We start from the raw sequence: 26,915 nt of genomic DNA, 5'->3' as shown, positions 1-26,915 counted from the left end.
GGCGACTTCCTGGCCGTCAGACGGCCATCAGGTCCGCTTCTTTCTGCTTCACGGCAGCGTCGATCTCGGCCACGAACTTGTCAGTCAGCTTCTGGATGTCGTCAGCGGCGCGGCGCTCTTCGTCTTCGCTGATTTCCTTTTCCTTGACCAGATCCTTGAACTGGCTCAGCGCATCGCGACGGATGTTGCGCACGGCAACGCGGGCGTCTTCGGCAGCGTCACGCGCCTGCTTGGTGAAGCCCTTGCGGGTTTCCTCGGTCAGGGCCGGCATGGAGATCAGCAGCAGTTCACCCAGGTTGGTCGGATTGAAACCGAGGCCGGAGCTCTGGATGGCCTTGTCCACGGCCGAGAGCATGTTGCGCTCGAAGGCCACGACCTGCAGGGTGCGCGCGTCCTTCACGGTCACGTTGGCGACCTGGTTCAGCGGCGTGTCCGCGCCGTAGTAAGGCACCATCACGCCACCAAGGATGCTCGGGTGAGCCTGACCAGTGCGAATGCGGCTGAATGCGTGGGCCAGCGATTCCAGGCTCTTCTGCATGCGAACCTGGGCGTCCTTCTTGATTTCGTTGATCATTCTTTACTTTCCTCGACCAGAGTACCTTCGGCGCCGCCCACCACGACATTGAGCAGGGCACCCGGCTTGTTCATATTGAAAACGCGCAGCGGCATATTGTGATCACGGCACAGGCAAATAGCCGTCAGGTCCATCACGCCCAGCTTGCGATCGAGCACTTCATCATAGGTGAGGCGGTCGAATTTCTCCGCATGCGGGTCCTTGAATGGATCGGCAGTGTACACACCATCCACCTTGGTTGCCTTCAACACCACGTCGGCGTCGATCTCGATGCCACGCAGGCAGGCAGCCGAATCGGTGGTGAAGAAGGGATTGCCAGTGCCAGCGGCGAAAATCACCACCTCACCGGTTTTCAGGTGGCGCATGGCCTTGCGACGGTCGTAATGGTCGGTAACGCCGACCATGGAGATCGCCGACATGACCAGCGCCGGGATGTTCGAACGTTCCAGCGCGTCGCGCATGGCCAGGGCGTTCATTACCGTGGCCAGCATGCCCATGTGGTCACCGGTGACGCGGTCCATGCCAGCGGCGCTTAGGGCGGCACCACGGAACAGGTTGCCACCGCCGATCACCACGCCGACCTGCACGCCGATGCCGACCAGTTGGCCGACTTCCAGCGCCATGCGATCCAGTACCTTGGGGTCGATACCGAAATCTTCCGACCCCATCAGGGCCTCGCCGCTGAGTTTGAGCAGAATGCGCTTGTAGCGCGGTTGACGACCACTCACCTGCTGAGCCATTACCAATCTCTCCTGCGGCGTAAGAAAGCGCGCGAGCCCGATGGCTCGCCCATATCGAGCGCTTCGACAGCACTCAAGACCGTTCGTGCCGTGGGCACCAACCGCCGTTCTGAAAAAAAACCCATTTGAAAAAGAGGCCGCGCGCGTGAGCGGGCAGCCTCTTCTGGGGCACTAGCTGAGCGGCATGCCGTTACTGCTTGCTGGCAGCAACCTGGGCAGCGACTTCGGCAGCGAAGTCGGTCTCGGCCTTCTCGATGCCCTCGCCCACTTCGTAGCGCACGAAGGAAACGATTTCAGCACCGGCTTTCTTGACCAGGTCACCGACTTTGACTTCCGGGTCCATGATGAACGCCTGCTCAACCAGACTGGCTTCGGCCAGGAACTTGTTGATGCGGCCCTTGATCATGTTTTCAACGATGTTTTCCGGCTTGCCGGCGATCTTGTCGGCATTGAGCTGCAGGAAGATTTCCTTTTCCTTGGCAACCAGCTCTTCGGAAACCTGGTCCGGGGAGACAACGGCCGGATTGGAGGCAGCGACGTGCATGGCCACGTGCTTGGCCAGTTCGTCGTTACCGCCTTTCAGGACAACCAGAACACCGATGCGGTGGCCGTGCAGGTAAGCACCAACGGTTTCGCCAGCGACTGCGGTCAGGCGACGAATGTTGACGTTCTCGCCGCACTTGGCAACCAGCGCCTCGCGAGCGGATTCGCGGGAAGCGATCAGCGGCGCGACGTCGGTCAGGTTCTGTGCGAAGGCTTCATCCAGGCTGTCTTTCACGAAGCCCTTGAAGTCGTCCTGCAGAGCCAGGAAGTCGGTCTGCGAGTTGACTTCGATGATCAGCCCGCGGCCACCTTCGACGCGCGCAGCGATAGCGCCTTCAGCGGCGATGTTGCCCGCTTTCTTGGCGGCCTTGATGGCGCCCGAAGCACGCATGTCATCAATGGCTTTCTCGATGTCGCCACCGGCGGCAACCAGGGCCTTCTTGCATTCCATCATGCCTTGGCCGGTACGCTCGCGCAGTTCTTTAACCAGGGCTGCAGTGATCTCTGCCATTTTGAAAATCCTCTGTGGTAGGTCTTCAACCATCGCCCGTCATGCAGGCGACCAAATCTGTGAGTGGCAAAAAGGGGGCCTAGCCCCCTTTTTGCGCAGCGCATAACACTAGATGCTCTGCGTTACCGCTTAGCCTTCGGCAGCTTCGGCAGCCGGTGCTTCTTCGACGAACTGCTCGGTGGCACCGCCAACGTTGCTGCGACCACGGACCACGGCGTCGGCCATGGCGCCCATGTACAGCTGGATGGCGCGAATGGCGTCGTCGTTGCCCGGGATGATGTAGTCAACGCCTTCCGGGCTGCTGTTGGTATCGACGATGCCGATGACCGGGATGCCCAGCTTGTTGGCTTCGGTGATCGCGATGCGCTCGTGATCAACGTCGATGACGAACAGAGCGTCCGGCAGACCGCCCATGTCCTTGATACCGCCCAGGCTGCGATCCAGTTTTTCCAGATCACGGGTGCGCATCAGCGCTTCTTTCTTGGTCAGCTTGGCGAAGGTGCCGTCCTGGGACTGCACTTCCAGATCACGCAGACGCTTGATCGAGGCACGGATGGTCTTGAAGTTGGTGAGCATGCCGCCCAACCAGCGGTGATCGACGAACGGCGAGCCGCAACGGGCAGCTTCTTCGCGGACGATCTTGCCAGCGGAACGCTTGGTGCCGACGAACAGGATCTTGTTCTTGCCAGCAGCCAGCTTTTCAACGAACGACAGGGCGTCGTTGAACATCGGCAGGGTTTTTTCGAGGTTGATGATGTGAATCTTGTTGCGCGCGCCGAAAATGTACTTGCCCATTTTCGGGTTCCAGTAACGGGTCTGGTGGCCGAAGTGCACACCGGCCTTCAGCATATCGCGCATGTTGACTTGGGACATGATAGTTCCTTGATAAGTCGGGTTAGGCCTCCACGCGTCCCAATTTCCAACCCTTGCGGGCACCCAGGAAACCGTGTCGACACGTGTGTGGGGTTAAGCTTTCGGGGTCTGCCCCGTAAAGCGGCGCGTTTTATACCACAGAAAGTTACTGCAAGCTATACGCCAACGCCTACCGTGGCCAAGCCAGTGTAGCCCTGGCGCTTCAAGCTTCCAGTCGCAAACTGTTACCATGGCGCACTTTATAGAGATACCGAGATCACCATGACCGTCACCCTCAAGACGCCCGATGAAATCGAGAAGATGCGCATCGCCGGCCGCCTGGCCGCCGAAGTGCTGGAGATGATCGCCGAGCATGTCAAACCTGGCGTCACCACCGATGAACTGAACACCCTCTGCCACGACCATATCGTCAACGTGCAGAAGGCTATCCCCGCGCCGCTCAACTACGGCGCCGCGCCGGGTCGTCCGGGGTTCCCGAAGTCCATCTGCACCTCGCTCAACCATGTGGTATGCCACGGCATTCCCAATGACAAGCCGCTCAAGGAAGGTGATGTGATGAACATCGACATCACCGTGATCAAGGACGGCTACTACGGCGACACCAGCCGCATGTTCCACGTCGGCCAGGTTCCCGAGTGGGCCGAGCGCCTGTCGCGGGTCACCCAGGAATGCCTCTACAAGGGCATCGAGGTGGTACGCCCTGGCGCGCGCCTCGGCGATATCGGCGAAGTGATCCAGAAGCATGCCGAGAAGCACGGCTTCTCGGTGGTGCGCGAGTTCTGCGGGCATGGCATCGGTTCGGTATTTCATGAGGAACCGCAGGTGCTGCACTACGGCCGCGCCGGCACCGGCATGGAGCTCAAGGAAGGCATGACCTTCACCATCGAGCCGATGATCAACCAGGGCCGCCCGGAAACCCGTGTGCTGGGCGACGGCTGGACCGCGATCACCAAGGACCGCAAATTGTCCGCGCAGTGGGAACACACCCTGCTGGTCACCGCCGACGGTTACGAGATCTTCACCCTGCGTGGCGACGACACCATCGCACGGGTGTCTGGCTGATCACCACGCTCGCCAAATACAGAAGGAAAGCCGCCGCATGCCGCAGGTAGATCCCGAGTTGTTCGATCGCGGCCAGTTCCAGGCGGAACTGGCGCTCAAGTCCAGCCCCATCGGCGCCTTCAAGAAAGCCATTCGCCGCGCACACGACGTGCTCGACGCGCGCTTTCGCGGCAGCCGCGATGTGCGCAGGCTGGTCGAGGATCGCGCCTGGTTCACCGACCAGATCCTGCTGGAAGCCTGGAATCGCTTCTCCTGGAGCGAGGATGCCGAGATCGCCCTGCTGGCGGTGGGCGGCTACGGCCGTGGCGAACTGCATCCGTATTCCGATATCGACCTGCTGATCCTGCTCGGCAGCGACGACCAGGAAACCTTTCGCGAGTCCATCGAAGGCTTCCTCACCCTGCTCTGGGACATCGGCCTGGAAGTTGGGCAAAGCGTGCGCTCGGTGGCCGAGTGCGCTGACGAGGCGCGCGCCGACCTGACGGTCATCACCAACCTGATGGAAAGCCGCACCATTGCCGGTCCGGAGCACTTGCGCGTGCGCATGCAGGAAGTCACCGCCAGCGCACACATGTGGCCCAGCCAGGCGTTCTTCCTGGCCAAGCGCGAAGAACAGAAAAACCGCCACGCCAAGTACAACGACACCGAATACAACCTCGAGCCCAACGTCAAGGGTTCGCCCGGCGGGCTGCGCGACATCCAGACCATCCTGTGGATCGCGCGCCGCCACTTCGCCACCCTCAACCTGCACGCCATGGTCGGCCAGGGCTTTCTGCTGGAAAGCGAATACACCCTGCTGGCCTCCTCCCAGGAGTTTCTCTGGAAGGTGCGCTATGCGCTGCACATGCTTGCCGGACGCGCTGAAGACCGGCTGCTGTTCGACCACCAGAGCAAGGTCGCCGTACTGCTCGGCTACGACGAAGGCGATACCAAGCGCACCATCGAGCGCTTCATGCAGAAGTACTACCGGGTGGTGATGGCGATCGCCGAGCTGAGCGACCTGATCATCCAGCACTTCGAGGAAGAAATCCTCAGGGCGGGCGAGAGCGGCGCGGCCACGCCGCTCAACAGTCGCTTCCAGGTACGCGACGGCTATATCGAGGTCACCCACCCGAACGTGTTCAAGCGCACGCCGTTCGCGATCATCGAGATCTTCGTGCTGATGGCCCAGCATCCGGACCTCAATGGCGTGTGCGCCGATACCATCCGCCTGCTGCGCGACCACCGGCACCTGATCGACGACGATTTTCGCAAGGACATCCGCAACACCAGCCTGTTCATCGAGCTGTTCAAATGCGAGCAGGGCATCCACCGCAACCTGCGACGCATGAACCGATACGGCATCCTCGGCCGCTACCTGCCGGAGTTCGGCCATATCGTCGGGCAGATGCAGCACGACCTGTTCCACATTTACACCGTCGATGCCCACACGCTCAACCTGATCAAGCACCTGCGCAAATTCAAATGGCCGGAGCTGGCCGAGAAATTCCCCCTCGCCAGCGAGTTGATCGACAAACTGCCCAAGCCCGAGCTGATCTATCTGGCGGGCCTGTACCACGATATCGGCAAGGGCCGTGGCGGCGATCACTCCGAACTGGGCGCCATCGATGCCGAAGCCTTCGGCCAGCGCCACCACCTGCCGGCGTGGGACACCGGGCTGATCGTGTGGCTGGTGCAGAACCACCTGGCGATGTCGACCACCGCGCAGCGCAAGGATTTATCCGACCCGCAGGTGATCCACGACTTCGCCGCGTTCGTCGGCGACCAGACCCACCTGGATTACCTCTATGTGCTCACCGTGGCCGACATCAACGCCACCAATCCGAGCCTGTGGAATTCCTGGCGGGCCAGCCTGATGCGCCAGCTGTATACGGAAACCAAGCGAGCCCTGCGCCGCGGCCTGGAAAACCCGGTGGAGCGTGAAGAGCAGATTCGCCTGACGCAGAACGCGGCCCTGGAAATCCTCGTGCGCAATGGCACCGACTCCGACGAGGTCGAACAGCTCTGGTCGCAACTGGGCGACGACTACTTCCTGCGTCACAGCGCCGATGACGTCGCCTGGCACACCGACGCGATCCTTCAGCACCCGAGCGACGGCGACCCGCTGGTGCTGATGAAGGAAACGACCCAGCGCGAATTCGAGGGCGGCACGCAGATCTTCATCTACGCGCCGGACCAGCATGACTTCTTCGCCGTGACGGTGGCGGCCATGGCGCAGCTGAACCTGAACATCCACGATGCACGGATTCTCACCTCGACCAGCCAGTTCACCCTCGATACCTACATCGTGCTCGAGGCGGAGGGCGGTTCTATCGGCGACAACCCGCAGCGCATCAAACAGATCCGCCAGAGCCTGGTCGACACGCTCAAGCACCCGGACGAGTACCCGAGCATCATCCAGCGCCGGGTACCGCGCCAGCTCAAGCATTTCGCCTTCGCACCGCAGGTGACCATCCACAACGATGCGCAGCGGCCGGTGACCGTGCTGGAGCTGACCGCGCCGGATCGCCCCGGCCTGCTGGCCAAGGTCGGGCGGATCTTCCTGGACTTCGACCTGTCGCTGCAGAACGCCAAGATCGCCACCCTGGGCGAGCGCGTCGAGGACGTATTCTTCGTCACCGACGCCAACAATCAGCCGCTGTCCGACCCCGAGCTGTGCGCCCGCCTGCAGCAGACCATCATCACCAAGCTGTCGGCGGCCAGCAGCCCTACCCCCTTGCAGATCAGCATCTGACGAACGCCTTGCAGGAGCACCCCGCCGCCGCGAAAAGGCGGCGGCCGTTCAGCAGGATCGGCGGCATGGCCACCATTCGCCGCGGGGCGCGACGCCTACGCGAGCGTGCCGCACCCTGGAAACATCGCCCGACATGGGATCGGCAGCCCGTAGCGTCGCCCTCGGCGCGAATCGAGGGCGGCCGTTCGACAGGATCGGCGGCATGGCCATCATTCGCCGCGGGGACGCGACGCCTACGCGAGCGTGCCGCACCCTGGAAACATCGCCCGACATGGGATCGGCAGCCCCGTGGGAGCGTCGCCCTCGGCGCGAATCGATGGCGGCCGTTCAGCAGGATTGGCGGCATGGCCACCATTCGCCGCGGGGGCGCGACACCTACGCGAGCGTGCAGCGCCCTGGAAACATCGACCGACATGGGATCGGCAGCCCCGTAGGAGTGTCGCCCTCGGCGCGAATCGATGGCGGCCGTTCAGCAGGATTGGCGGCATGGCCACCATTCGCCGCGGGGCGCGACGCCTACGCGAGCGTGCCGCACCCTGGAAACATCGCCCGACATGGGATCGGCAGCCCCGTGGGAGCGTCGCCCTCGGCGCGAATCGATGGCGGCCGTTCGACAGGACCGTCGGCATGGCCACCATTCGCCGCGGGGCGCGGCGCCTACGCGAGCGTGCAGCGCCCTGGAAACATCGCCCGAAATGGGATCGGCAGCCCCGTAGGAGCGTCGCCCTCGGCGCGAATCGATGGCGGCCGTTCAGCAGGATCGGCGGCATGGCCACCATTCGCCGCGGGGGCGCGACGCCTACGCGAGCGTGCAGCGCCCTGGAAACATCGCTCCACGAGAGTCCCTGTAGGAGCGTTGGCGCCTGCGCGAGCCCGGCGCCGTCGGATCAGATCCTGAAGCTGTCGACCAGTTGCTTGAGGCGCCCGACCTGCTGATCCAGTTCGGTACAGGCGCTGAGGCTGGACTGCAGGTTGCGCACGCCGTCCTGGTTGAGCGTGTTGATCTCGGTGATGTCCATGTTGAGGCTTTCGATCACCGACGTCTGCTCCTCGGTGGCGGTGGCCACGGACTGGTTCATGCCGTCGATTTCGCCGATGCGGCGGGTCACGCCACGCAGGTTTTCGCCCGCCTGCCCGCCGATGCGCACGCTGTCGTCGCTGAACCGACGGCTTTCGCTCATGGTGGTCACTGCGTCCCGGGCACCGGTCTGCAGCTGCTCGATCATCTGCTGGATTTCCTGTGCCGAGGTCTGCGTGCGCTGTGCCAGGTTACGCACCTCATCGGCGACCACCGCGAAACCGCGGCCGGCCTCACCGGCCCGCGCAGCTTCGATGGCCGCGTTGAGCGCCAGCAGGTTGGTCTGCTCGGAAATGCCCTTGATCACGTCAAGAATCTGCCCGATGTCGTTGCTCTTCTCACTCAGCAATTCGATGTGATTGCCCGAGGCCTGGATCTTGTCCGACAGATCGCCCATAGAGCCCAGCGTGCGTTCGACCATACCCTGCCCTTCCTCGGCATCGCGACGTGCTTCGCTGGCCTGAATGGACGCATCGGCGGCGTTGCGGGCGATTTCCTGGGCGGCAGCGCCAAGTTCGTTGATGGCCGCCGCAACGCTGTCGGTACGTGCGGCCTGTTCGCTGGAGTTGCCCATCGAGGCATTGGAGGCTTCCACCACCATACTCACTCGGGCATGCACTTCGCGGGTTGCCGAGGCCACTTCGCGAATCGACTCGTGGATACGCTCGACGAAACGGTTGAAGGCACCCGCGAGTTCGCCGAACTCGTCGCCGGAGTCGATCTTCAGACGCTGGGTCAGGTCGCCCTCGCCTTCGGCGATGCCGCCCATCGCGTGGCTCATCACGTGCAGCGGGCGCAGCAGGATGCGAATCAGCGCACCGAGCAGCAGCAAGATGGCCACCACGCCGATGATCGTCGACATCAGCGCGGAAAGGCGGAACTCACGCAACGCAGCGAAGGCCTTGCCCTCATCGACCGACAGGCCGACATACCAACGTACGCCGGCAAGGCCCTGCACCGGCAGGAAGGTGACGATGCGGGCGCTGCCATCGACCGCCGAGACATCCTGCAGGCCGCCCTCCAGGCGAGGCGCTCCGCTGGGGAACAGATCTGCCAGTTTCTTCAGCACCAGGCTCTTGTCCGGGTGGACCAATACCGTGCCCTTGTCGTCGACCAGGAAGGCGTAGCCCATGCCGCCCAGGTCGAAGGAGTTGAGAATGTCATCGATGGTCTGCAGCTTGAGGTCGCCGCCTACCACGCCCTGCAGGGTACCGCCGGCATTTACCGGCCGGGTGATGGTGATCAGCAGGCCATCGCGCGGATCGGCCGCCAGGTAGGGTTCGGTCAGGCCAGGCCCGTTGCTGGTGGCCGCGCTCTTGTACCAGGGTCGCTGGCGCGGGTCGTAGCCGGCGGGCAATTCGCTGGCTGGAAACTGCGTGTAGGTGCCATCGTTCTGGCCGTAATACGCGTACAGGAAAGCCGAGGCGATGCTGCGGTGCTGCAGGTTCCTGGCCAGCGGCGCAGGCGAAACGTCGTCCTGGACAGACTCGGCGAGGTTGTCCAGCAACTGCATGCGCCCGGAGAGCCAGTGCTGAATGTTGCCGGTGGACACCTGGCCCACATCGTTCAGGTAGTTCGCCAGATTGTCGCGAATCGAATTGCGTTGCAGGTAGTCGTTGTACAACGCGAAGGACGCGAAGGCCGCAATGACCACCAGGGACGCCGCCAACATGATCTTGTGGCTGAACTTGAGGGTGCGCATGAAAGAGGTCTCGCTGTAAAGAAGGACTGAGAAACGGCTTGCGCTCGATCTATCGGCCCGAAACGGTGCCTCTTTAGCGGCCGGCTATCGGCAGTGCGACCTGCACTGACGAATATCGGACAGATAAGCAATTTTCCTGAGACCGCCTCGCGTGCTAGTGTCCCCAGCTTTGTCGCCGCCCTACAAAGGACCCGTCGGATCGCCATGAACCACGCCCTCGCCCAGTTGCAGCCCTACCCGTTCGAGAAACTCCGCGCCCTGCTCGCCGGCGTGCAGCCTGCCGCCGACCGCTCGCCCATCGCCCTGTCGATCGGTGAACCCAAGCACCGTTCACCCGCGTTCGTCGCCCAGGCGCTGGCCGACAACCTCGACCAGATGGCGGTCTATCCGACCACGCTGGGTATCGCGGCGCTGCGCGAAGCCATCGCCCACTGGTGCGAGCGGCGCTTCACGGTACCGGCCGGCTGGCTGGATGCCGCACGCCACGTGCTGCCGGTCAACGGCACCCGCGAGGCGCTGTTCGCGTTCACCCAGACCGTCGCCCAGCGCGATGCAGGCGGCCTGGTGGTCAGCCCCAACCCGTTCTATCAGATCTACGAAGGCGCCGCGCTGTTGGCCGGCACCCAGCCGCACTACCTGCCGTGCCTGGAAGAGCACGGCTTCAACCCGGACTTCGATGCGGTCACGGCGGATGTCTGGCAACGCTGCCAGATCCTTTTCCTGTGTTCGCCAGGCAACCCGACCGGTGCGCTGATTCCGCTGGAAACCTTGAAGAAGCTGATCGCCCTGGCCGACCAATACGATTTCGTCATCGCCGCGGACGAATGCTACAGCGAGCTGTACTTCGACGAGCAGAACCCGCCCGCCGGCCTGCTTACCGCCTGCGCCGAATTGGGCCGCAACGACTTCAAACGCTGCGTGGTGTTCCACAGCCTGTCCAAGCGTTCCAACCTGCCTGGCCTGCGCTCCGGCTTCGTCGCCGGCGACGCCGATATCCTCAAGGCCTTCCTGCTGTACCGCACCTACCACGGTTGCGCCATGCCGGTACAAACCCAGCTGGCCAGCATCGCGGCCTGGCAGGACGAAGACCACGTGCGCGCCAACCGCGATCTGTACCGTGAGAAATTCGCTGCCGTGCTGGAGATCCTGCACGGCGTACTCGACGTGCAACGCCCGGACGGCGGCTTCTATCTATGGGCGAAAACTCCGGGCGATGACGCCGAATTCACCCGCGCGCTGTTCGCCAGGGAACATGTCACGGTGGTGCCGGGTTCATACCTGTCGCGCGAGGTGGACGGCTTCAACCCGGGCGCCGGGCGGGTACGCATGGCGCTGGTCGCACCACTGGCCGAGTGCGTGGAAGCGGCCCGGCGGATCCGCCACTTCGTCGAAAACGCCTGATCGCGGCGGGCATGCCGGACGCCCGGCGATTGCCGGCGTCCGGCGCCATGTCAACCCGCGCTGCGGGTGACGGTCAGTACCACCGCGGCGATGCGTTCCACCGCTTCGTAGCCTGGCTTGAGCAATTCCTCGCCAAACACGTCCGGGTCCATTTCCTCGTAACGCCAGGCCAGTGCCGATTCGCCCAGCGTAGTGCGCAGGTAGGCGAGGAACGGGTCACCCTCGGCGACCATTGCCACGCCGGTGTAAAGCAGCAGCGTTCCGCCAGGCGCCAGCCGCGCGACCGAGGCTTCGACAATCGCCCTGGACAGGCCCGTGCCGAGCTCCCCGCCGCCGTCGCGGTAGGCGCGACTTTCGCCGTCGAGCATGTAGGGCGGGTTGGCCACGATCAGGTCGAACTCGCCCTCGACACCCTTCAACAGGTCGCTGTGCCGGGCACTGATGTTGCCCGCGCCTGCCAGCGCCGCGTTGATACGGGTGAACTCGAGCGCTCGAGGATTGATATCCACAGCCAGCACCTCGGCCTGCGGGCGCGCCAGGGCGATGCTCAGTGCGCCCGGGCCGGACCCGCAACAGATATCCACCGCGCGCCCGATCGCCAGGGATGACGGCGCAGTGAGAAAGGCATCGATGGCGCGCACGAAGCGGTAGGTGTCCGGGCCGAAGAATACCGAGTCGGCCTGCAACGTCGGGTAGCGCGAATGCACGAACAGTTGATCGCCGAGGCTGGAGAAGCGCACGGCGCTGCGCAGGCACCCCGACTCTTCCTCGATGAGCACATGGGCCGCGCGCATCAGCTCCAGTAGCTCGGCATCCAGTAGCCCCTCATCAAAGGGCCGGCTCCAGCCAAACACACCGGCCAGGTCCATTGCCTGTGCATTGCCGGCGCGACCGTTGACCCGTTCGTGGGTGAGCGGCGTGGCCGTTGTGAAGCGATATCCACGCCTGTGCAGCGCGTGCCCCAGGCTCAGCAATGCCCAGTGTTGGTCGGTCTCTAACAGCTCTGTATGCATCGGTGCCCCGAGGACTAGTGGAGGTAGGTGTTGAACAGGCGAGTCGCCAGCAGCCCGGCCGGGGTGAAGTGATTGGCCGGTGACATCAGCTCGATCAGCTTCGCCAGCTGTTGCTGTGCTGGGAGCCCGCGCAGCGTCGCATGCAGCGCCTGAGCCTCGTCGTCGATCCCGGCAACCTGATCGGCGCCGGCAGCAGCCGGCCGCCGACGATGACGACCACGGCTACGCGGCGCAACCCAGTCCCCGCTGATCCAGTCGTGGAGCAATTGCTGTTCATAGGCGTTGAACACCCCGAACATGGCGGCGCGCTCGCCTTGCACCAGTTGCCAGAACCGGCTGTTCTGTGGATCTTCGTGGCGGCGTATCCAGCCCCGCTTCTCCAACGCGTCGAGAAAGGCGCGTACCTGCCCCGGCTGGCTCAGCCATTCATTCACGGTACGACCTTCGATGCGGCAGTAGTCGGAGTGCACCTGGGTGGCGACCTCACGCTTGCGTTCGAGCATGCCGCAGACTTCCTCTTCGAGGTCGAATGCGGCGATCACCGCGGTGGAACCCAGGCCGATATCATTGAGGCGGTAGCCACGAATCACGCGGCGATAGAACGCCTCGCGATCACCCACCACCGGCAGGTTTTCCAGTACCGCCTGCACGGCTTTCTGGGCGTGCCCGGTGCTGGCGTTGTCGATGGTCACGTGCAACTGGAAATAATAGGGGTCGATATCCAGTTCGGTCAGTTCGTAGCTGCTGATCAGCAGGTGCAGCGGCAGTTGCTCGTAGCCAAGGTTGTAGCCGATCACCTCGGGCAGGTAGTCGTCGGCCAGGTGCCCCAGGGCGAGTTGCTGTGCGCCTGGCAGAAAATGCGCATCGTCGAGTTCGGTGAGCTCATCGCAGCCATGCTGACTCAGCAGTTGCTTGTACAGCACTACATGATTCATCGCTGGCACACCATCACCCAGTTCCTCCAGGTAGGTGCGCACCAGCGGGCGCAGGCGCAGTTCCTGCCAGTGGCGCAACAGGCCATACAGCCAGGCGCCGTCCACCAACTTGGTCGGGGCGACGTGACGCAGGAAGTACAGGGCATGCGCGCGGTTGCCGAAATATCGCCTCGGTGCACCCTGACGACGTTCCTCCAGGTACTGGGCGTAGGCCTGCGTGGTGCGCTGCGCGGCTTCTCTCATCCAGTCCATCAGCGCTTCGGGTTGCGCCGGCATGTCGCAAGGCAACCGTTCGGCTGCCTCCAGCTGCGCATCGAGAAAGCTGCGAGCCTGCTGCAGGTCGTCATGGCCGAGTCGAGGCTGTAGGAGCTGCTCGTAAAGCGCGCGCGCCGGGCCTGGCTGGAGAAAGGAGCAACTTTCGCGGGGCGTGGTGAAAATCGGCATCAATGTGGTCATGGTCGAAGCCTTGCGTGGGCAGTTCAAGGCGCCATCGAGACGATTGGCTCGAACGCAGCGCTGGATTGTTCTCGGGAGGAGCCGCGGTATCGACATGCTGTAATCGACGTCAGCGCGGTCCTGGCCTCATGGAATTGGGAGAAGCGCTGGCCGTGAAAGATTCAATCTGAAAGATCGGCGGTAAGCAGCCGACAATCTGCCGCTGCGCGCCGCCTGGGCGCCTGCGCACAGCGGCTTGGGGCGGGCATAAAAAAACCAGGCGATCTGCTGATCGCCTGGCGGATGAAAACTCGCCCCGATGCCCGCTGGGCAACGGAGCGGCTGTCTCACTGCGGCTTCCTGGCCGCCCCGGAACCGAGATCGGCACCCGTGATCGAGTCCAGGGTTGGATCGGAAGCGGTGCGCTTGGCCATCTGCATCAGCACCTCCGCCTGCTTGGGCGGCAGCATCACCTCGGCCGTGCCGTCGCCGCCGTCGACCGCCGGCTGCGGATTGGCCACGAACTCCCACTGATCGCCTTCGTTCCATGGCCCTCGGCGGTCTTCCTCGCCCTGGGACATGTTGAAGTACACACTGGTGAACTCCGGCACGCCCGGCAGTTTGCCCTGCGGGAAGTTCGGCTGAATGGAATGCAGCGCCTTCTCGAAGGACTTCTGGTGAGCCAGCTCGCGGGTCATCAGGAACGCCAGGGCATCCTTCACGCCCGGGTCGTCGGTAACGTTGATCAGGCGCTCGTAGATGATCTTGGCGCGCGCTTCCGCGGCAATATTGGAGCGCAGGTCCGCGGTCGGCTCACCGATGGTGTCGATGTAGGCTGCCGTCCACGGCACACCAGCGGAGTTGGTGAGCGCCGGGCCACCGCCGTAAAGCAGCGAGGTAATGTGGGAGTCGTTACCGCCTTCCGTCAGGGAACGATACAGCGCCGCTTCCTCCTCGACCGCTTCGGCCAGATCACCCTTGGCACCCTTGTTCAGCATGCCGACGATCGAACCAATGATCTCCAGGTGGCTGAGCTCCTCGGTGGCGATATCCAGCAGCAGATCCTTGCGGCCCGCATCGTCTTCGGCCAGGCCCTGGGTGAAGTAACGCATGGCGGCGGCCAGTTCACCTTGCGGGCCGCCAAACTGTTCCAGGAGCAGATTCGCCAAGCCCGGATTCGGCCCGGCGACCCTGACGGTATATTGCAGTCGCTTGTTATGTACGAACATTAACGTGTTCTCCTCATCGGTTTGTTTCCCTGTACGCCTTACTCCTTGCCCGTGCGGGTCTTGTAAGTAACGAATAGCAAAAGCGCGATCCAGTTCAAACAATAATTAATGGTTTCATACAAGCGAAACGCTAACGCGCCGCAACTTCCTTGGTTGTGACGTTTCGCTTGCATACCGTTGACGAAAAACACGGAACCGGCGCAGCGGCCACTGGCTCGGAAAGCTGTCCCCTATATAAACGAGGCTGTCATCATGACCGACAAGAGCGAAAATCTGTTGAGCTGGCTGCGCGACGCGCACGCCATGGAACAGCAGGCCGAACAGATGCTGAGTGCACAAAAAGAGCGCCTGCAGAATTACCCGAAGTTACGCACTCGCATTGAAAAACACATCGAAGAAACCGTGGGTCAGCGCGAGCTGCTCGAACAGGCACTGGCGCGCCTGGGCAGCGAACCTTCCAGTCTGAAAGACATGAGCGGCAAGTTGATGGCGTTCGGTCAGGCGATGGGCGGCATGCTGATGAGCGACGAGGTGGTGAAGGGCGCCATGTCTGGCTATGTGTTCGAAACCCTCGAGATCGCCACCTACACGGTGTTGATCGCCGCAGCCAAGGCAGTTGGCGATGCGCAGACCCAGGCCGACTGTGAACGCATTCTCGAGCAGGAGATCGCCATGGCCGACTGGCTCCGTGACCACCTGCCGGAACTCAGCCAGGCGTTCCTCGATCGCTCGGCGACGCCCGGCCTGGAAGCCAAGCGCTAAGCGCTCTGCACGGGTGGATGTTATCCGCCCGTGCCCTGCAAGCATCAGGGCTGCTTGTAGTGACCCGGCGTCGTGCCGGGTTCATGGGTGCGGGTGATCTTGCTGACCTGCACATCGGTGATCCTTCCCTTCGCCCCCTGCTCCTCGACATGGGCCTGCGCCTGTTCGACGGTCATGGTGTCGGCATCGGACGGCACTTCCAAGTGCATGGGCTGGTTGTCGCAAATGTAGTTGATCAAGAAAATCTGTCCGCTCATGGTAATTCCTCATTTCATCATTTGAATAATTACGTGACCGCGGGCGCCCAGCTGTCGCTGCGCAACGATCACAACCTGATGACCGCACCGCGAAAAGTCCTGTTCACTCCGTTGACAAGGGCGCCGACAAGTGGACGCACGCATCGCTTTGCGACCCCGCGCATCATGCGAAGCGCAACGCCCGCGACTCATTACTTGGCAATAAAGTAAGCCGGCGTAACGTGACACTGTCATCACGTTACTATCAAAAACTTGTACACCTATTGAACACACTGATTGCACCCTGGTATCAAGTTACCGTTTATCGGCCGTCGTTAATTTTTAGTCGAACATTTATCACCGCCATCTTTCGAAAAATTTACCTGCCACTAACGGCAGGCACAACGTAAAGAGGATTAGAGAAATGGCTAATACCGGAAACAACAACCCAGGTAACTTCGCCAACGATCGTGAGAAAGCCAGCGAAGCAGGCAAGAAAGGCGGCCATAACTCGGGCGGCAACTTTGCCAATGACCGTGAGAAGGCCTCCGAAGCCGGCCGTAAAGGTGGTTCCAACAGCCATGGCGGACGTTAAGCCGCATGAACGGGAGGGGATTCACCCCTCCCTTCTTTATATAAAACGGAACGGCGAGTACGGCATCGCCGTTCCGTATGAAAGGGGTTCGTTTTGAACCCCTTTCAATGACGTGAACACCCGCGAACAGAACGACACGACAGTACTGCGCCGGTTCACGACAGCCACAGCTGTCAATGTCGATTCATCGCCAGCTCCGCAAGCCGATTCACGCGCTCTCTCATCGCCGGAGGCGATGCATTGAGGCACATGGATCCTGGCGCTTGCCGCCCTCTTCTTTGACAACCATGAGGTCTCCAACATGAAACGTTCAGGTGTATTGATCAGCGCCACGGCAGCTCTGCTATTCGGATTGGCGAGCCTTGCGCAGGCAGCCGAATCCGTCAGCGCCGCAGACTTCGCCGAGGAAGCGTCGGCCAAGGGCATCGCGGAAATCGAAACCGGCAAGCTGGCCCTGGAAAAAGGCACCCACGCCGAGGTGAAGAAATTCGCCCAGGCGATGATCGATGACCACACCCGGGCCAACGATGAACTCAAGGCGCTGGCCGAGAAAAAGAACCTGCCCGTCTCCGATGATGCCGAGTTACTGAACAAGGCCAAGGCGATGATCCTGCAGGTACGCGACGGCGAGAATTTCGACGAAGCCTATGCGAACAATCAGGTGGTCGCTCACGAGCAGACCATCGAGCTCTATCGCAAGGCAGCGGCCTCCGACGATGCCGAGGTAAGCGCCTGGGTGAAGGAAACCCTGCCCAAGCTGGAGCATCACCTGGAAATGGCCAAGGACCTGCAGGCCCAGACCCAGAAACGCCAATAACCGTAGCCCCGAGTCAGGCACTCGCCGGGCTCGGGCATGACCGGGAGGATCGAGATGATTGCGCGAACGGGCCTGATGTTGCTGCCCCTGCTTGCCACGCTGCAGATCAGCGGTTGTGTCGCCGCTGAAAGTGGGTCCAATGTCGGCGTGGAGGGCGCCCCGAAGAAAGCCGACACCCGGTTGCTCGATGCAGGCGCCGCCGCCCTGCAATCGCAGCCGCCGATCAGTGCGCTGAACGCCTACCTCGACGGGTTTCACTTCTATAACGGCCGGCAGCACGCACAGATGGAGGCCCACCATTACTGCTCGATCCTCAGCGAGGAGTTGATCCAGTGCGTGATCTACGACGGCAATGTGAAGGACGCGAAGCTGATGGGTGTCGAGTACATCATCAGTGAGCAGCTGTTCACCACCCTGCCCGAGGACGAAAAACCGCTGTGGCACAGCCACGTGCACGAGGTGAAATCGGGCCAGTTGGTAGCGCCCGGCATTCCTCAGGCCGCTGAGAACGCACTGATGCGCAAGCTGGTGCGCACCTACGGCAAGACCTGGCACACCTGGCACACGGATCAGAAGAAAAGCCTGCCGCTGGGTGTGCCGCAGTTGATGATGGGCTTTACCGCCGATGGCCAGGCTGACCCACGAATGGTCGAGGAGCGCGATCAACGGCTGGGCATAGACAGTGCGCAAAAGCGCCGCGCCCGCGAAGACATCGAAACGCCCACGGTTCAACCGGGCGCCGATGCCTGGCAGAAGGGCAAGGTGTTCCAGATCGAAGACCCGACCGGCGCCCACGTCCATCACTGACGGCCATGACGACTGGAGCGCAGGCTGACAGGTACGCGCTGCGGGCCGTCAAGCGGAGCACGCAATGATCAGAATCCATCACCTCGATTGTGGCTGCATGTGCCCGTTCGGTGGCGCGCTGTTCGACGGGTTCAGCAAAGGCCTCACCGCTCATCTGTGCTGCCATTGCCTGTTGATCGAAACCGAGCGCGACGGCCTGGTACTGGTCGACACCGGTTTCGGCGAACAGGACGTGCAGAACCCACGGCGCCTCAGCCGGATGTTCCGGCTGCTCAACAACATCCAGTTCGATCCCGCCCTCACAGCGGTCGGCCAGGTCCGTCGCCTGGGTTTTCAGCCCGCCGACGTGCGCCATATTCTGCTCACCCACCTCGATTTCGACCATGCAGGTGGGCTGGCCGATTTTCCTGAAGCCACCGTGCACCTCCTGCAGGACGAGCACGCCGCAGTTCAGCAGCTGCGCGGTTTCCTGCCACGTCGGCGCTTCGTGCCCGCGCAGTGGCGCAATGTGCGCCACTGGCAGTTCTACCGTGAGGACGGTGAGGAGTGGCTGGGCTTGCAGTCGATTCGCTGCGTACTCGACGACATTCTGCTCATTCCCCTGCGCGGCCACACGGCCGGGCACACCGGTGTGGCCATCCAGGGCGAGAACGGCTGGGTGCTGCACGCCGGGGATGCCTACTTCTTTCGCGGCGAGATCGGCCAGCCGTCTCGCCGCTGCACACCCGGGCTGCGCCTCTACCAGCGCCTGATGGACACCGACCACGACAGGCGCGTGCTCAATCAGCGCCGGCTGCAGGCACTGTCCCTGGCGCACCCGCAGATGCAGATCTTCTGCAGCCACGACGCCCGCGAGCTGGCGCGCTACCTGCCCGGCCCTCGTTAACCATCGATCACCGCGTGCGGCACAGTACCCAATCGTGCAACAACACCCGCAACTCGTCGAACTTGACCGGCTTGGCCAGGTAGTCGCTCATCCCCGCAGCCAGACAGCGCTCACGGTCGCCAGATTGGCTGTGAGCGGTCACCGCCAGCACCGGCAACTCGGCGCAGCCCGGCAGCAGGCGTAACGCCCGGCAGGTAGCGAAACCATCCATCACCGGCATCTGGCAATCGAGCAGCAAGGCATCGACCGACTCGCGTTGCAGGCATTCCAGCGCTTCGCTGCCGTTATCTGCAGTGCGCACCCGGTAGCCGAGTTTGAGCAGCATGCCGCGGATCACCAGCTGGTTGATGGCGTTGTCTTCGACCACCAGCACGGTGCATTGGTCCGGCGTGCGCAGCGGGCGACCACTGGCGCGGCGCACCGCCGGCTGGCTGCCGGCCACCTGCACCGGCAACGCCAGCGTCAGGCTGATACGGAAGATGCTGCCGCCGGCGCCGGCGCGGTTGGGCTCGTAGGCCAGCCGTCCGTCCAGCAGGTCGACCAGTTTTCGGCAGATACTCAGCCCGATGCCCAGCCCGCCATACTGGCGCGTCATCGAGGTATCGAGCTGATGAAAGCGACGATACAGGTCGGCCTCACGCATGTTCGCCAGGCCGATACCGGCATCGATCACCTCGAAGCTCAGCGGCAGCGCCTCGTGCGTCGGCTCGCCGTCAGCCAGCACGCGCAGGCTCACCTTGCCTGCAGCCGTGAACTTGACGGCGTTGTCGAGCAGATAACCGAGGCTCTGCGCCAGCTTGACCGCATCACCTTCCACGGTATCGGGCAGGCGCTCGTCCAGGTCCAGGGAAAAGGCCAGGCCCTTCTCGCGAGCACGGGTTTCGTATGGCGCACAGGCGCCATCGAGCAAGCCGCGCAGGCTGAAGGTCTGGCGCCGCGGATAGAGCCGGCCGGATTGCAGCTCGGTAAGCGTGAGAATGTCGTTGACCATCTGCATCATGTCGCGCGCCGAGCGCGTTGCGGTCTTCTGGTACTGCTCGACTTCCGGTTCCAGCTTGAGGGTCTGCATCAGCTCCAGGGAGCCGATCACGCCATTCATAGGGGTGCGCAATTCATGGGTCACGGTGGCCAGAAAATCGTCCTTGAGGCGGTTGCTGTCGGCCAGTTCTTGGTTGAGCGCCTCCAGCTTCGCGGAAGCATTCTGCAGGATGCGCGCCCGCTCCTCCTTCATGCCGTTGATCCGGTCGGCCAGCGCCAGTGACAACAGGGCGACCTCGATGGCACTGCCTATCTGGCTGGCGTACATGGTCAGGAACACGTTGGGCAGGTAGCCCAGGACCATCAGCGTGTTGACCACGCCACCCAGCAGAAAAGCAGCCCAGGCGATGATGAAATAGCGCGCCACCCGCATGCCACGCAGCCAGGCCAACACCCCGGCGAGCGAAATCACCAGGGTGAACACCAGCGCCAGCACAGTGGCCAGGCGCAGCGAGACGGCATAGCTGGCAGTCAATGCCAGCACCATCACCAGAGCGCCCCAGAGCATCAGCGCCAAAAGGCTGCGGTCGACCCAGGGGCTGTGCTCCGCGGTCTGCAGGAAACTGCGCGCGAACTGGCAACCGAACAGCGCCGTCGCGCCAATCAGGAACGGCGTGGCGACGTTCGCCCACCAGGGGTTGTCCGGCCAGAAGAACTCGATGCCGGCACCGTTCACCGACACCTGATAGAGGCCGAACGAAGCGATGTAGAGGATGTAGTAGAGGTAGCTGGTATCGCGCACGCTGAGGAAGATGAACAGGTTGTAGATCAGCATTACCAGCAGCACGCCGTAGATGATCCCCAACACATAGATGCGGGCCGGCTGCTCTTCCAGGTAGGCGCTAGGTGACCAGAGCGTCAGCGGCGCCTGGATCGACCCCTGGCTTTCCAGGCGCAGGTAGACGCGACGCACCTGATCGGGCTGCAAGTCGAGGGAAAACAGGTAATTGTTCTGGCGAATCTCGCGGCTGGAGAACGGCAGCGAATCGCCGGTACGCTGAACCAGGCGAAAGCGCCCATCCTCGCCGGCGTCATAGAGTTCGAGACGGTCCAGCGGCGGGTAGGCCAGTTCCAATAGCCACTGCTGATGCTCACGCGCACGGGCCGCAGAGCCGCGCGGCTGGTAGTGCAGGTCGACCCGTATCCAGAATGCCGAGCGCGAGTACCCGGCGTTCAGTACCGATTTGTCGTGTTCGCGAAAACTGCCTTGCAGCGCACTGGAGGTGACATCGTCGATGGTCTTGTCGCCGCGAACGTCCTCGAACACCGACATCCGCTGGCCGAGCGACAGGGCCCGGGTATGCTCGTCGAACACCGCCGGCCCGGCAGCACTTGCCCACAGCGGGCAGATAGCGAGAAGAACAATCAGGAAAAAACGCATGCAGCCCCGCAAATGGCCGAATCGAGCAGCATCGGCAGGCCCCACGCCCACCCTGTTGATACTGGCTCGCACGACTCGAAATAGGAATGCGGCAACTCTAGGTGCTGTCCGCGCCTCATCGCAAGCGCTACGGCGCCTAAATCGCCACGCCGATCAGCGCGCGGGCAGGCTTAGCAGCGCCTCGGTAATCGCCTCGGCCAGGTACTCGATGGAAAACACCCCGCCATACGTCCAGGTCGAACGCATGGCGCCGAAGCGGCCCTCGCGCACGAACGGCATGCCCTGCCAAGCCGGCGTATTGAACAACTGGTCCTGCTGGGCAAAGGGCTCGATGTGCAGGATTACCCCTTCATCGATGCGCCCCAGCGTGGTCACGGGCACCTGCACCACGCCCAGCGAGCTGCGTGGCAGCGGGTAGGCTGGCTGCAGGTCCAGCAACTGCATGGCATGCTCGGCCATGGAGTTGGCCCCATTGATAGACACCACGGTGGGCGAGGAAAAGCGGACCACGGCGACCTTGGGCAAACGCCCGCGGAAATGCTCGACCAGTTGCCGATGCAGCTCATCGACCCGCGCCTGCATGCCTGCCAGCTCCCGCAGCGCCTGCTCCTCACGGCCGAAGCGCTGGGCCAGCGCCAGGTAGTTGTCGCGGGCGCTCAGGTAATTGTCATGCTGCTGGTTGAAGCTGCTGTAGACGGCCACGGGGGCGATGCGCGCGAGCCTGTCGCGCAGGCCTTCGAGCAACGGCGGGATGACGATCAACTCCGGTTTCAACTGCGCCAGCACCTGCAGATTCGGCGCGGTACGTGAGCCGGCATCCGGCACCTCGTCCGGCAGGCCGGGCCGCACCACCCAGGTACGGTATTCGGCCGCATCGGCCACGGCGACAGGGGTAATGTCCAGCTTCAGCAGGTGCTCGGCCGCCTCCCAGCCCAGCGCCACCACCCGCGGCTGAGCCTGGGCCAGGCCGGCAATCAGGCCGAGCAACAACAGCGCACCGCGCAACAGATCCTTCATGCCAGGCGCCCTTTTGAGCAACGGGTAAACGAGAATGGCCGCCCCACCGCGGCAACCGGCAACTGCAGCGCAACGGGGAGATCGTCGCGGTGGCCAGGCGCCCTGTCGACGTCCCGGCGCCAGCCGCTGCACGCTCAGAATCGCAGCCCCTTGCCGTGTCGGCAAGCCCGCAAAGCGGCTTTGTAGCGAGTGATCACTGCTCCCCCACGCCCTTCAGCGCCGAGGATCAATGGCGCCAGCCCGCCCAGGCTGTCGCCCGACCCGGTAAAGCGTCGGGCATGCCAGGCCCCGCCGATGACCCGGCCTCATCATTGCGGATAAAATGTTAAGCTCGCGCCCCACGAAAATGCCGCCGGCCACCCGCTGGTGCGAGCCCCGATCAACAGGGCACGACGACTGTCGCCGCGCCCCAACAGGCTGTTGAAGAGCCCACCCGCCTCGCCGCCGGGCTTTCTCACGACCTGCCAAACCGGAACTCTCGACACAGATGATCGACTTCGGCCTTCCCGACTACGAGCGCAGTACCGCACGCCTCGCCCCTTCGCGCCCGGTGGTGCTGTGCCTGTCCGGCCATGACCCGAGTGGCGGCGCAGGCCTGCAGGCCGATATCGAGGCGCTCCTCGCCCAGGGCTGCCACGCGGCTCCGGTGGTGACCGCGTTGACCGTGCAGGACACCGTCGACGTCAGCGATTTCCGCGTGCTCGACCGCGCCTGGGTGCTTGCCCAGGCCCACGCGGTGATCGCCGACATGCCCATCGCCGCCGTCAAACTGGGCATGCTCGGCTCGGTGGAGATGGTCGAAACGGTGTTGATGATCATGGAGCAGCTACCCGGCGTGCCGCTGGTCTGCGATCCGGTACTGCGCGCCGGCGGCGGCGGCACGCTGGGCAAGGACGAAGTGGGCTTCGCGATGCGCGAGCGCCTGTTCGCGGCCTCCTCGATCGCCACGCCGAACCTGCCGGAAGCCCGAATCCTTGCCGAGCTGCCCGATGGCACGCCCGACGAGTGCGCCGAGAAACTGCTGCCACACATCCGCCACCTGCTGATCACCGGCGGCCACGGCGACGAGCGCGACGTGCACAACCGCCTCTACCTGCGCGACGGGCGCCAGCACACCTTCACCTGTGCACGCCTGCCGGGCAGTTATCACGGCTCGGGCTGCACCCTGGCCAGCACCCTCGCCGGGCGCCTGGCACTGGGCCAGGACCTGGTCGGTGCCGTCGAGAGCGCGCTGGACTACACCTGGCGCACCCTGCGCGATGCCGAGCAACCTGGCCGCGGGCAATTCGTGCCACGCCGCCTGCCGCTGGACCTCAGCTGATGGCCGCCGGCGACAAGCTCCGCGGCCTCTATGCCATCACCGACAGCCAGCTACTCGCCGGCGGCAAGCTGCTGCCCTACGTCGAAGCGGCCCTGGCTGGTGGCGCGCGCCTGCTGCAATACCGCGACAAATCCGCCGACGACGCGCGCCGCCTGCGCGACGCCGAAGCGCTGCGCAGCCTGTGCCAACGCTACGGTGCCACGCTGATCATCAACGATGACGCCGAACTGGCCGCCCGCCTGGGCGTCGGTCTGCACCTGGGCCAGGAAGATGGTTCGCTGGCCGCTGCCCGTGCCCTGCTCGGCCACCAGGCGATCATCGGCGGCACCTGCCATGCGCGCCTGGAACTCGCCGAGCAGGCGGCCCGGGAAGGGGCCAGCTATGTCGCCTTCGGCCGTTTTTTCACATCCCACACCAAACCCGGCGCACCATCTGCCAGCGCCGACCTGCTGGCCACCGCCAGGGCGCGCATGGCGCTGCCGATCGTCGCCATTGGTGGCATCGACCTGGACAACGCCGCCCCCTTGATCGAGAGGGGCGCCAGCATGGTCGCCGTGATCCATGCCCTGTTCGCCGCCGATTCCACTGCCGAAGTCGAACGCCGCGCGCGTGCCTTCAGCGCCCTGTTCGCATCGGCTTGACCCGCATCTTTTTTGAGAGAGTTCATCATGTCCCGCTCCGAAACCCTCTTCGCCAATGCCCAGAAACACATTCCCGGTGGTGTCAACTCGCCGGTTCGCGCCTTCAAGAGCGTCGGCGGCACGCCCTTGTTCTTCAAGCACGCCGAGGGCGCTTACGTGACCGATGAAGACGACAAGCGCTATGTCGACTATGTCGGCTCCTGGGGCCCGATGATCCTTGGCCACAGCCATCCGCAGGTGCTCGACGCGGTACGTCGCCAGCTCGACCACGGCTTGTCCTATGGCGCGCCTACGGCGATGGAAACCGAGATGGCCGATCTGGTCTGCTCGCTGGTGCCGTCGATGGAAATGGTCCGCATGGTCAGCTCCGGTACCGAGGCGACCATGAGCGCCATCCGCCTGGCCCGCGGCTTCACCGGCCGCGACAGCATCATCAAGTTCGAAGGCTGCTACCACGGCCACTCCGACAGTTTGCTGGTCAAGGCCGGCTCAGGCGCCCTGACCCAAGGTGTACCGAACTCCGCAGGCGTACCGGCGGCCTTCGCCAAGCACACCCTGACCCTGCCGTTCAACGACATCGAAGCGGTCGCCGAAATGCTCGGCAAGGTCGGCAGCGAGGTCGCCTGCATCATCGTCGAACCGGTGGCCGGCAACATGAATTGCGTACCACCGGCGCCGGGTTTCCTGGAGGGGCTGCGCAGCCTTTGCGATCAGCACGGCGTGGTACTGATCTTCGACGAAGTGATGACCGGCTTTCGCGTTGCCCTCGGCGGCGCCCAGGCGTATTACGGCGTGACGCCGGACCTGTCGACCTTCGGCAAGATCATCGGCGGCGGGATGCCGGTCGGCTGCTTTGGCGGCAAGCGCACGATCATGCAACACATTGCGCCACTGGGCCCGGTTTACCAGGCCGGCACGCTGTCGGGCAATCCGCTGGCCATGGCGGCCGGCCTGACCACCCTGAAGCTGATCAGCCGCCCAGGCTTCCACACGGAGCTGAGCGACTACACCAGCAAACTGTTGCAAGGGCTGCAGGATCGTGCCGATGCAGCGGGCATTCCGTTCGTCACGACCCAGGCCGGTGGCATGTTCGGGCTGTATTTCAGTGGCGCCGACGACATCGTCACCTTCGACGACGTGATGGCCAGCGATGCCGAGCGCTTCAAGCGCTTCTTCCACCTGATGCTCGACGGCGGCGTGTACCTCGCGCCCAGTGCCTTCGAGGCGGGCTTCACCTCCATCGCCCACGGAGAAGCCGAGCTGAAACTCACCCTCGATGCCGCGGAACGTGCGTTTGCCGCCCTCAAACAGGTATAAGCAAGGTACCCTGTCGCCTTTGCGTGATGAAAGCCGCATCGTTGAGCCGTCGCCGCGCCTGCCGGGCAGATGCCGGCACGGCGACGCGGCAGAAAAGCCGGCAAACACTTTGTAAGAACGGCGCGGCTTATTTCATAATGCGATGGTGGACGCACCTGCTCCGCCCGCCACCCACCTGTCAACACCTCGAGGTATTCGGATCGCCATGAAGCGCACCGGCCGCACCCTGTCCCTGGGCTGCCTGTTGCTCCTGCTGCCATTGCTTGCACTGGCGGACGGAAACTCATTGCTGATCCCGGCGACCGGCAGCTGTTCGCTGAACGTCGCCCCCGAAGACCTGCCCGGCGCCCTGCTGGCCTGCCAGCAGGGCGCCGAAGGCGGCGATCCCCAGGCGCAGTACGAACTGGGCGAGTTCTATTACCAGGGCCGCGGCACCGAGCGTGACCTCTCCCAGGCTCTGAGCTGGTTCGAGCGCGCCTCGTTGCAGGGCCATGCGCAGGCGCAATATCACCTGGGCATGATGTTCTTTCGTGGCGAGGGCGTGGCCGCGAACAACGTGCAGGCCTATATCGTGCTGAAGATGGCAGCCGTCAACGGCTCGGATGAAGCCATGGACAGCGCGGACGAAGTGTCGCTGCAGATGCCACGGGCCGAACTGGAAGTGGCCACCCAGGTGTTGGGGCAGATCTTCCGCAACTACCTGCAGGAACTGCAGGCCGCCGACGGCCTGTCGCCGTTCGCCCCTCTGAAGTAACCCAGCGGACCTGACGCCGTCGTCGCCATCATCCTGCCGGATGAACCTGCGGCGGCTGCCTACTTGTCGGGCATCGGCATGGGGAACGGCATGATGTTGCCACCGCCCTTGGCCTCGCTGATCTTGGGTGTGCCCAGACGCTCCACTTCATCGATGCGCACGATCGAGTGCATTGGCACGAAGCTGCGTACCACACCATCGAACTGCGCCTTGAGCTTTTCTTCACTGGGATCGACCACCACCTGGGTGCGCTCGCCAAAGACGAATTCCTCGATCTCCAGAAAGCCCCACAAATCGCTCTGGAAGATCTGCTTGGCATACATCTCGTACACCTGGCCCTGGTTGAGGAAAATCACCTTGTAGATCGGTTCACGCTTGCTCATGGGTAACGATTGGCTGGCAGTCAATGAAAGGGCGCGAATCTTAGCACGCCTGCCGGGCGCAACGTCGCCCCCTCTTGTCCATCGCTTGTGGCCTCGCCCGACCAAGCCCCCTATAATGCGCGGTCATTTT

The 26,915-nt window shown here is 63.4% G+C and carries 23 protein-coding genes and 2 pseudogenes; 12 read left to right on the top strand and 13 right to left on the bottom strand.

Annotation, left to right across the window (positions count from 1 at the left end; genetic code table 11):
• Nucleotides 1-16 precede the first annotated feature (16 nt).
• From frr to rpsB, 4 genes are all read right to left on the bottom strand, one after another.
• Nucleotides 17-574, bottom strand: coding sequence for a ribosome recycling factor (gene frr / locus ACZ0AV_RS19360; protein ID WP_499152532.1), 558 nt, complete (start codon nt 572-574; stop codon nt 17-19).
• Complete coding sequence (gene pyrH / locus ACZ0AV_RS19355) at nt 571-1,314, bottom strand: UMP kinase (RefSeq protein ID WP_042555172.1); 744 nt, start codon at nt 1,312-1,314, stop codon at nt 571-573. The genes frr and pyrH overlap by 4 nt, the downstream gene beginning before the upstream one ends.
• Before the next feature lie 190 nt (nt 1,315-1,504).
• Nucleotides 1,505-2,368, bottom strand: coding sequence for a translation elongation factor Ts (gene tsf / locus ACZ0AV_RS19350; protein WP_499152531.1), 864 nt, complete (start codon nt 2,366-2,368; stop codon nt 1,505-1,507).
• A 129-nt stretch (nt 2,369-2,497) separates the two neighbouring features.
• Nucleotides 2,498-3,241: a 30S ribosomal protein S2 gene (gene rpsB, locus ACZ0AV_RS19345; RefSeq protein ID WP_499152530.1), complete on the bottom strand. Its 744-nt coding sequence runs from the start codon at nt 3,239-3,241 to the stop codon at nt 2,498-2,500.
• Nucleotides 3,242-3,502: 261 nt separating this feature from the next.
• Between rpsB and map the strand changes: the two genes are divergently transcribed.
• Nucleotides 3,503-4,303 (top strand): type I methionyl aminopeptidase, encoded by an 801-nt coding sequence (map, locus tag ACZ0AV_RS19340; RefSeq protein WP_499152529.1) that lies wholly within the window; start codon nt 3,503-3,505, stop codon nt 4,301-4,303.
• 37 nt (nt 4,304-4,340) lie between these two features.
• A complete protein-coding gene (locus tag ACZ0AV_RS19335; protein ID WP_499152528.1) occupies nt 4,341-7,037 on the top strand; it encodes a [protein-PII] uridylyltransferase in 2,697 nt (898 codons plus the stop codon).
• A gap of 887 nt (nt 7,038-7,924) precedes the next feature.
• Here the strand turns inward: ACZ0AV_RS19335 and ACZ0AV_RS19330 are convergent.
• Entirely contained in the window at nt 7,925-8,689 is a 765-nt protein-coding gene (locus tag ACZ0AV_RS19330) for a methyl-accepting chemotaxis protein (protein ID WP_499153405.1), read from the bottom strand.
• 90 nt (nt 8,690-8,779) lie between these two features.
• Nucleotides 8,780-9,787 (bottom strand): annotated as a pseudogene (locus ACZ0AV_RS19325) (HAMP domain-containing protein); the annotation flags it as partial.
• Between the two features lie 234 nt (nt 9,788-10,021).
• On the opposite strand from ACZ0AV_RS19325, the gene dapC reads away from it, so the two are divergent.
• A complete protein-coding gene (gene dapC, locus ACZ0AV_RS19320) occupies nt 10,022-11,218 on the top strand; it encodes a succinyldiaminopimelate transaminase (RefSeq protein ID WP_499152527.1) in 1,197 nt (398 codons plus the stop codon).
• A 50-nt stretch (nt 11,219-11,268) separates the two neighbouring features.
• On the opposite strand, the gene ACZ0AV_RS19315 is transcribed toward dapC, so the two are convergent.
• From ACZ0AV_RS19315 to ACZ0AV_RS19305, 3 genes are all read right to left on the bottom strand, one after another.
• Nucleotides 11,269-12,231, bottom strand: a complete 963-nt coding sequence (locus tag ACZ0AV_RS19315) for a methyltransferase (protein WP_499152526.1) — start codon at nt 12,229-12,231, stop codon at nt 11,269-11,271.
• Nucleotides 12,232-12,245: 14 nt separating this feature from the next.
• A complete protein-coding gene (locus ACZ0AV_RS19310) occupies nt 12,246-13,622 on the bottom strand; it encodes an iron-containing redox enzyme family protein (protein ID WP_499152525.1) in 1,377 nt (458 codons plus the stop codon).
• Between the two features lie 326 nt (nt 13,623-13,948).
• Entirely contained in the window at nt 13,949-14,830 is an 882-nt protein-coding gene (locus ACZ0AV_RS19305; RefSeq protein WP_499152524.1) for a manganese catalase family protein, read from the bottom strand.
• Between the two features lie 252 nt (nt 14,831-15,082).
• On the opposite strand from ACZ0AV_RS19305, the gene ACZ0AV_RS19300 reads away from it, so the two are divergent.
• On the top strand, nt 15,083-15,592 hold the full coding sequence (locus ACZ0AV_RS19300) for a ferritin-like domain-containing protein (RefSeq protein WP_499152523.1): 510 nt from the start codon (nt 15,083-15,085) through the stop codon (nt 15,590-15,592).
• A gap of 44 nt (nt 15,593-15,636) precedes the next feature.
• Here the strand turns inward: ACZ0AV_RS19300 and ACZ0AV_RS19295 are convergent, their stop codons facing one another.
• Entirely contained in the window at nt 15,637-15,849 is a 213-nt protein-coding gene (locus ACZ0AV_RS19295) for a hypothetical protein (protein WP_499152522.1), read from the bottom strand.
• Between the two features lie 415 nt (nt 15,850-16,264).
• Between ACZ0AV_RS19295 and ACZ0AV_RS19290 the strand changes: the two are divergent.
• From ACZ0AV_RS19290 to ACZ0AV_RS19275, 4 genes and pseudogenes are all read left to right on the top strand, one after another.
• Nucleotides 16,265-16,423 (top strand): annotated as a pseudogene (locus ACZ0AV_RS19290) (con-10 family general stress protein); the annotation flags it as partial.
• Nucleotides 16,424-16,724: 301 nt separating this feature from the next.
• Nucleotides 16,725-17,240 carry a DUF4142 domain-containing protein gene (locus ACZ0AV_RS19285; protein WP_499152521.1) on the top strand — a complete coding sequence of 172 codons (516 nt, stop codon included), beginning with the start codon at nt 16,725-16,727 and terminating at the stop codon, nt 17,238-17,240.
• A gap of 75 nt (nt 17,241-17,315) precedes the next feature.
• The gene (locus tag ACZ0AV_RS19280) at nt 17,316-18,047 is read left to right on the top strand and encodes an OBAP family protein (protein WP_499153404.1); all 732 of its coding nucleotides are present in this window, start codon (nt 17,316-17,318) and stop codon (nt 18,045-18,047) included.
• A 67-nt stretch (nt 18,048-18,114) separates the two neighbouring features.
• A complete protein-coding gene (locus ACZ0AV_RS19275) occupies nt 18,115-18,933 on the top strand; it encodes an MBL fold metallo-hydrolase (protein WP_499153403.1) in 819 nt (272 codons plus the stop codon).
• A gap of 7 nt (nt 18,934-18,940) precedes the next feature.
• On the opposite strand, the gene ACZ0AV_RS19270 is transcribed toward ACZ0AV_RS19275, so the two are convergent.
• Nucleotides 18,941-21,352, bottom strand: coding sequence for a hybrid sensor histidine kinase/response regulator (locus ACZ0AV_RS19270; protein ID WP_499152520.1), 2,412 nt, complete (start codon nt 21,350-21,352; stop codon nt 18,941-18,943).
• Nucleotides 21,353-21,505: 153 nt separating this feature from the next.
• Nucleotides 21,506-22,369 carry an ABC transporter substrate-binding protein gene (locus tag ACZ0AV_RS19265; RefSeq protein WP_499152519.1) on the bottom strand — a complete coding sequence of 288 codons (864 nt, stop codon included), beginning with the start codon at nt 22,367-22,369 and terminating at the stop codon, nt 21,506-21,508.
• A gap of 487 nt (nt 22,370-22,856) precedes the next feature.
• On the opposite strand from ACZ0AV_RS19265, the gene ACZ0AV_RS19260 reads away from it, so the two are divergent.
• The 4 genes from ACZ0AV_RS19260 to ACZ0AV_RS19245 all read left to right on the top strand — a co-directional run bounded on the left by ACZ0AV_RS19260 (nt 22,857) and on the right by ACZ0AV_RS19245 (nt 26,402).
• Nucleotides 22,857-23,690: a hydroxymethylpyrimidine/phosphomethylpyrimidine kinase gene (locus ACZ0AV_RS19260; RefSeq protein ID WP_499152518.1), complete on the top strand. Its 834-nt coding sequence runs from the start codon at nt 22,857-22,859 to the stop codon at nt 23,688-23,690.
• The gene (gene thiE, locus ACZ0AV_RS19255; protein WP_499152517.1) at nt 23,690-24,331 is read left to right on the top strand and encodes a thiamine phosphate synthase; all 642 of its coding nucleotides are present in this window, start codon (nt 23,690-23,692) and stop codon (nt 24,329-24,331) included. Before ACZ0AV_RS19260 ends, thiE begins: the two co-directional genes overlap by 1 nt.
• 27 nt (nt 24,332-24,358) lie before the next feature.
• A complete protein-coding gene (gene hemL, locus ACZ0AV_RS19250; protein WP_499152516.1) occupies nt 24,359-25,648 on the top strand; it encodes a glutamate-1-semialdehyde 2,1-aminomutase in 1,290 nt (429 codons plus the stop codon).
• Nucleotides 25,649-25,853: 205 nt separating this feature from the next.
• A complete protein-coding gene (locus ACZ0AV_RS19245; RefSeq protein WP_499152515.1) occupies nt 25,854-26,402 on the top strand; it encodes a tetratricopeptide repeat protein in 549 nt (182 codons plus the stop codon).
• A 59-nt stretch (nt 26,403-26,461) separates the two neighbouring features.
• Here ACZ0AV_RS19245 and ACZ0AV_RS19240 read toward each other — a convergent pair whose 3' ends face one another.
• Nucleotides 26,462-26,785, bottom strand: coding sequence for a DUF1820 family protein (locus tag ACZ0AV_RS19240; protein ID WP_070882209.1), 324 nt, complete (start codon nt 26,783-26,785; stop codon nt 26,462-26,464).
• Nucleotides 26,786-26,915 lie beyond the last annotated feature (130 nt).

The sequence above is a fragment of the Pseudomonas sp. AC532 genome (assembly GCF_979258965.1).
Note: the sequence above shows the minus strand (reverse complement) of the source record. Positions and strands in the feature narration are given on the sequence as shown.

Bases quoted from the DNA above. Each gene is read 5' to 3' on its own strand.
- frr (WP_499152532.1), bottom strand. From the start codon at position 574: ATGATCAACGAAATCAAGAAGGACGCCCAGGTTCGCATGCAGAAGAGC.
- ACZ0AV_RS19245 (WP_499152515.1), top strand. From the start codon at position 25,854: ATGAAGCGCACCGGCCGCACCCTGTCCCTGGGCTGCCTGTTGCTCCTG.
- ACZ0AV_RS19295 (WP_499152522.1), bottom strand. From the start codon at position 15,849: ATGAGCGGACAGATTTTCTTGATCAACTACATTTGCGACAACCAGCCC.
- thiE (WP_499152517.1), top strand. From the start codon at position 23,690: ATGGCCGCCGGCGACAAGCTCCGCGGCCTCTATGCCATCACCGACAGC.
- rpsB (WP_499152530.1), bottom strand. From the start codon at position 3,241: ATGTCCCAAGTCAACATGCGCGATATGCTGAAGGCCGGTGTGCACTTC.
- ACZ0AV_RS19285 (WP_499152521.1), top strand. From the start codon at position 16,725: ATGAAACGTTCAGGTGTATTGATCAGCGCCACGGCAGCTCTGCTATTC.
- ACZ0AV_RS19240 (WP_070882209.1), bottom strand. From the start codon at position 26,785: ATGAGCAAGCGTGAACCGATCTACAAGGTGATTTTCCTCAACCAGGGC.
- ACZ0AV_RS19280 (WP_499153404.1), top strand. From the start codon at position 17,316: ATGTTGCTGCCCCTGCTTGCCACGCTGCAGATCAGCGGTTGTGTCGCC.
- ACZ0AV_RS19265 (WP_499152519.1), bottom strand. From the start codon at position 22,369: ATGAAGGATCTGTTGCGCGGTGCGCTGTTGTTGCTCGGCCTGATTGCC.
- ACZ0AV_RS19305 (WP_499152524.1), bottom strand. From the start codon at position 14,830: ATGTTCGTACATAACAAGCGACTGCAATATACCGTCAGGGTCGCCGGG.
- tsf (WP_499152531.1), bottom strand. From the start codon at position 2,368: ATGGCAGAGATCACTGCAGCCCTGGTTAAAGAACTGCGCGAGCGTACC.
- dapC (WP_499152527.1), top strand. From the start codon at position 10,022: ATGAACCACGCCCTCGCCCAGTTGCAGCCCTACCCGTTCGAGAAACTC.
- ACZ0AV_RS19330 (WP_499153405.1), bottom strand. From the start codon at position 8,689: ATGGGCAACTCCAGCGAACAGGCCGCACGTACCGACAGCGTTGCGGCG.
- ACZ0AV_RS19270 (WP_499152520.1), bottom strand. From the start codon at position 21,352: ATGCGTTTTTTCCTGATTGTTCTTCTCGCTATCTGCCCGCTGTGGGCA.
- ACZ0AV_RS19335 (WP_499152528.1), top strand. From the start codon at position 4,341: ATGCCGCAGGTAGATCCCGAGTTGTTCGATCGCGGCCAGTTCCAGGCG.
- ACZ0AV_RS19300 (WP_499152523.1), top strand. From the start codon at position 15,083: ATGACCGACAAGAGCGAAAATCTGTTGAGCTGGCTGCGCGACGCGCAC.
- hemL (WP_499152516.1), top strand. From the start codon at position 24,359: ATGTCCCGCTCCGAAACCCTCTTCGCCAATGCCCAGAAACACATTCCC.
- pyrH (WP_042555172.1), bottom strand. From the start codon at position 1,314: ATGGCTCAGCAGGTGAGTGGTCGTCAACCGCGCTACAAGCGCATTCTG.
- ACZ0AV_RS19260 (WP_499152518.1), top strand. From the start codon at position 22,857: ATGATCGACTTCGGCCTTCCCGACTACGAGCGCAGTACCGCACGCCTC.
- ACZ0AV_RS19315 (WP_499152526.1), bottom strand. From the start codon at position 12,231: ATGCATACAGAGCTGTTAGAGACCGACCAACACTGGGCATTGCTGAGC.
- ACZ0AV_RS19310 (WP_499152525.1), bottom strand. From the start codon at position 13,622: ATGACCACATTGATGCCGATTTTCACCACGCCCCGCGAAAGTTGCTCC.
- map (WP_499152529.1), top strand. From the start codon at position 3,503: ATGACCGTCACCCTCAAGACGCCCGATGAAATCGAGAAGATGCGCATC.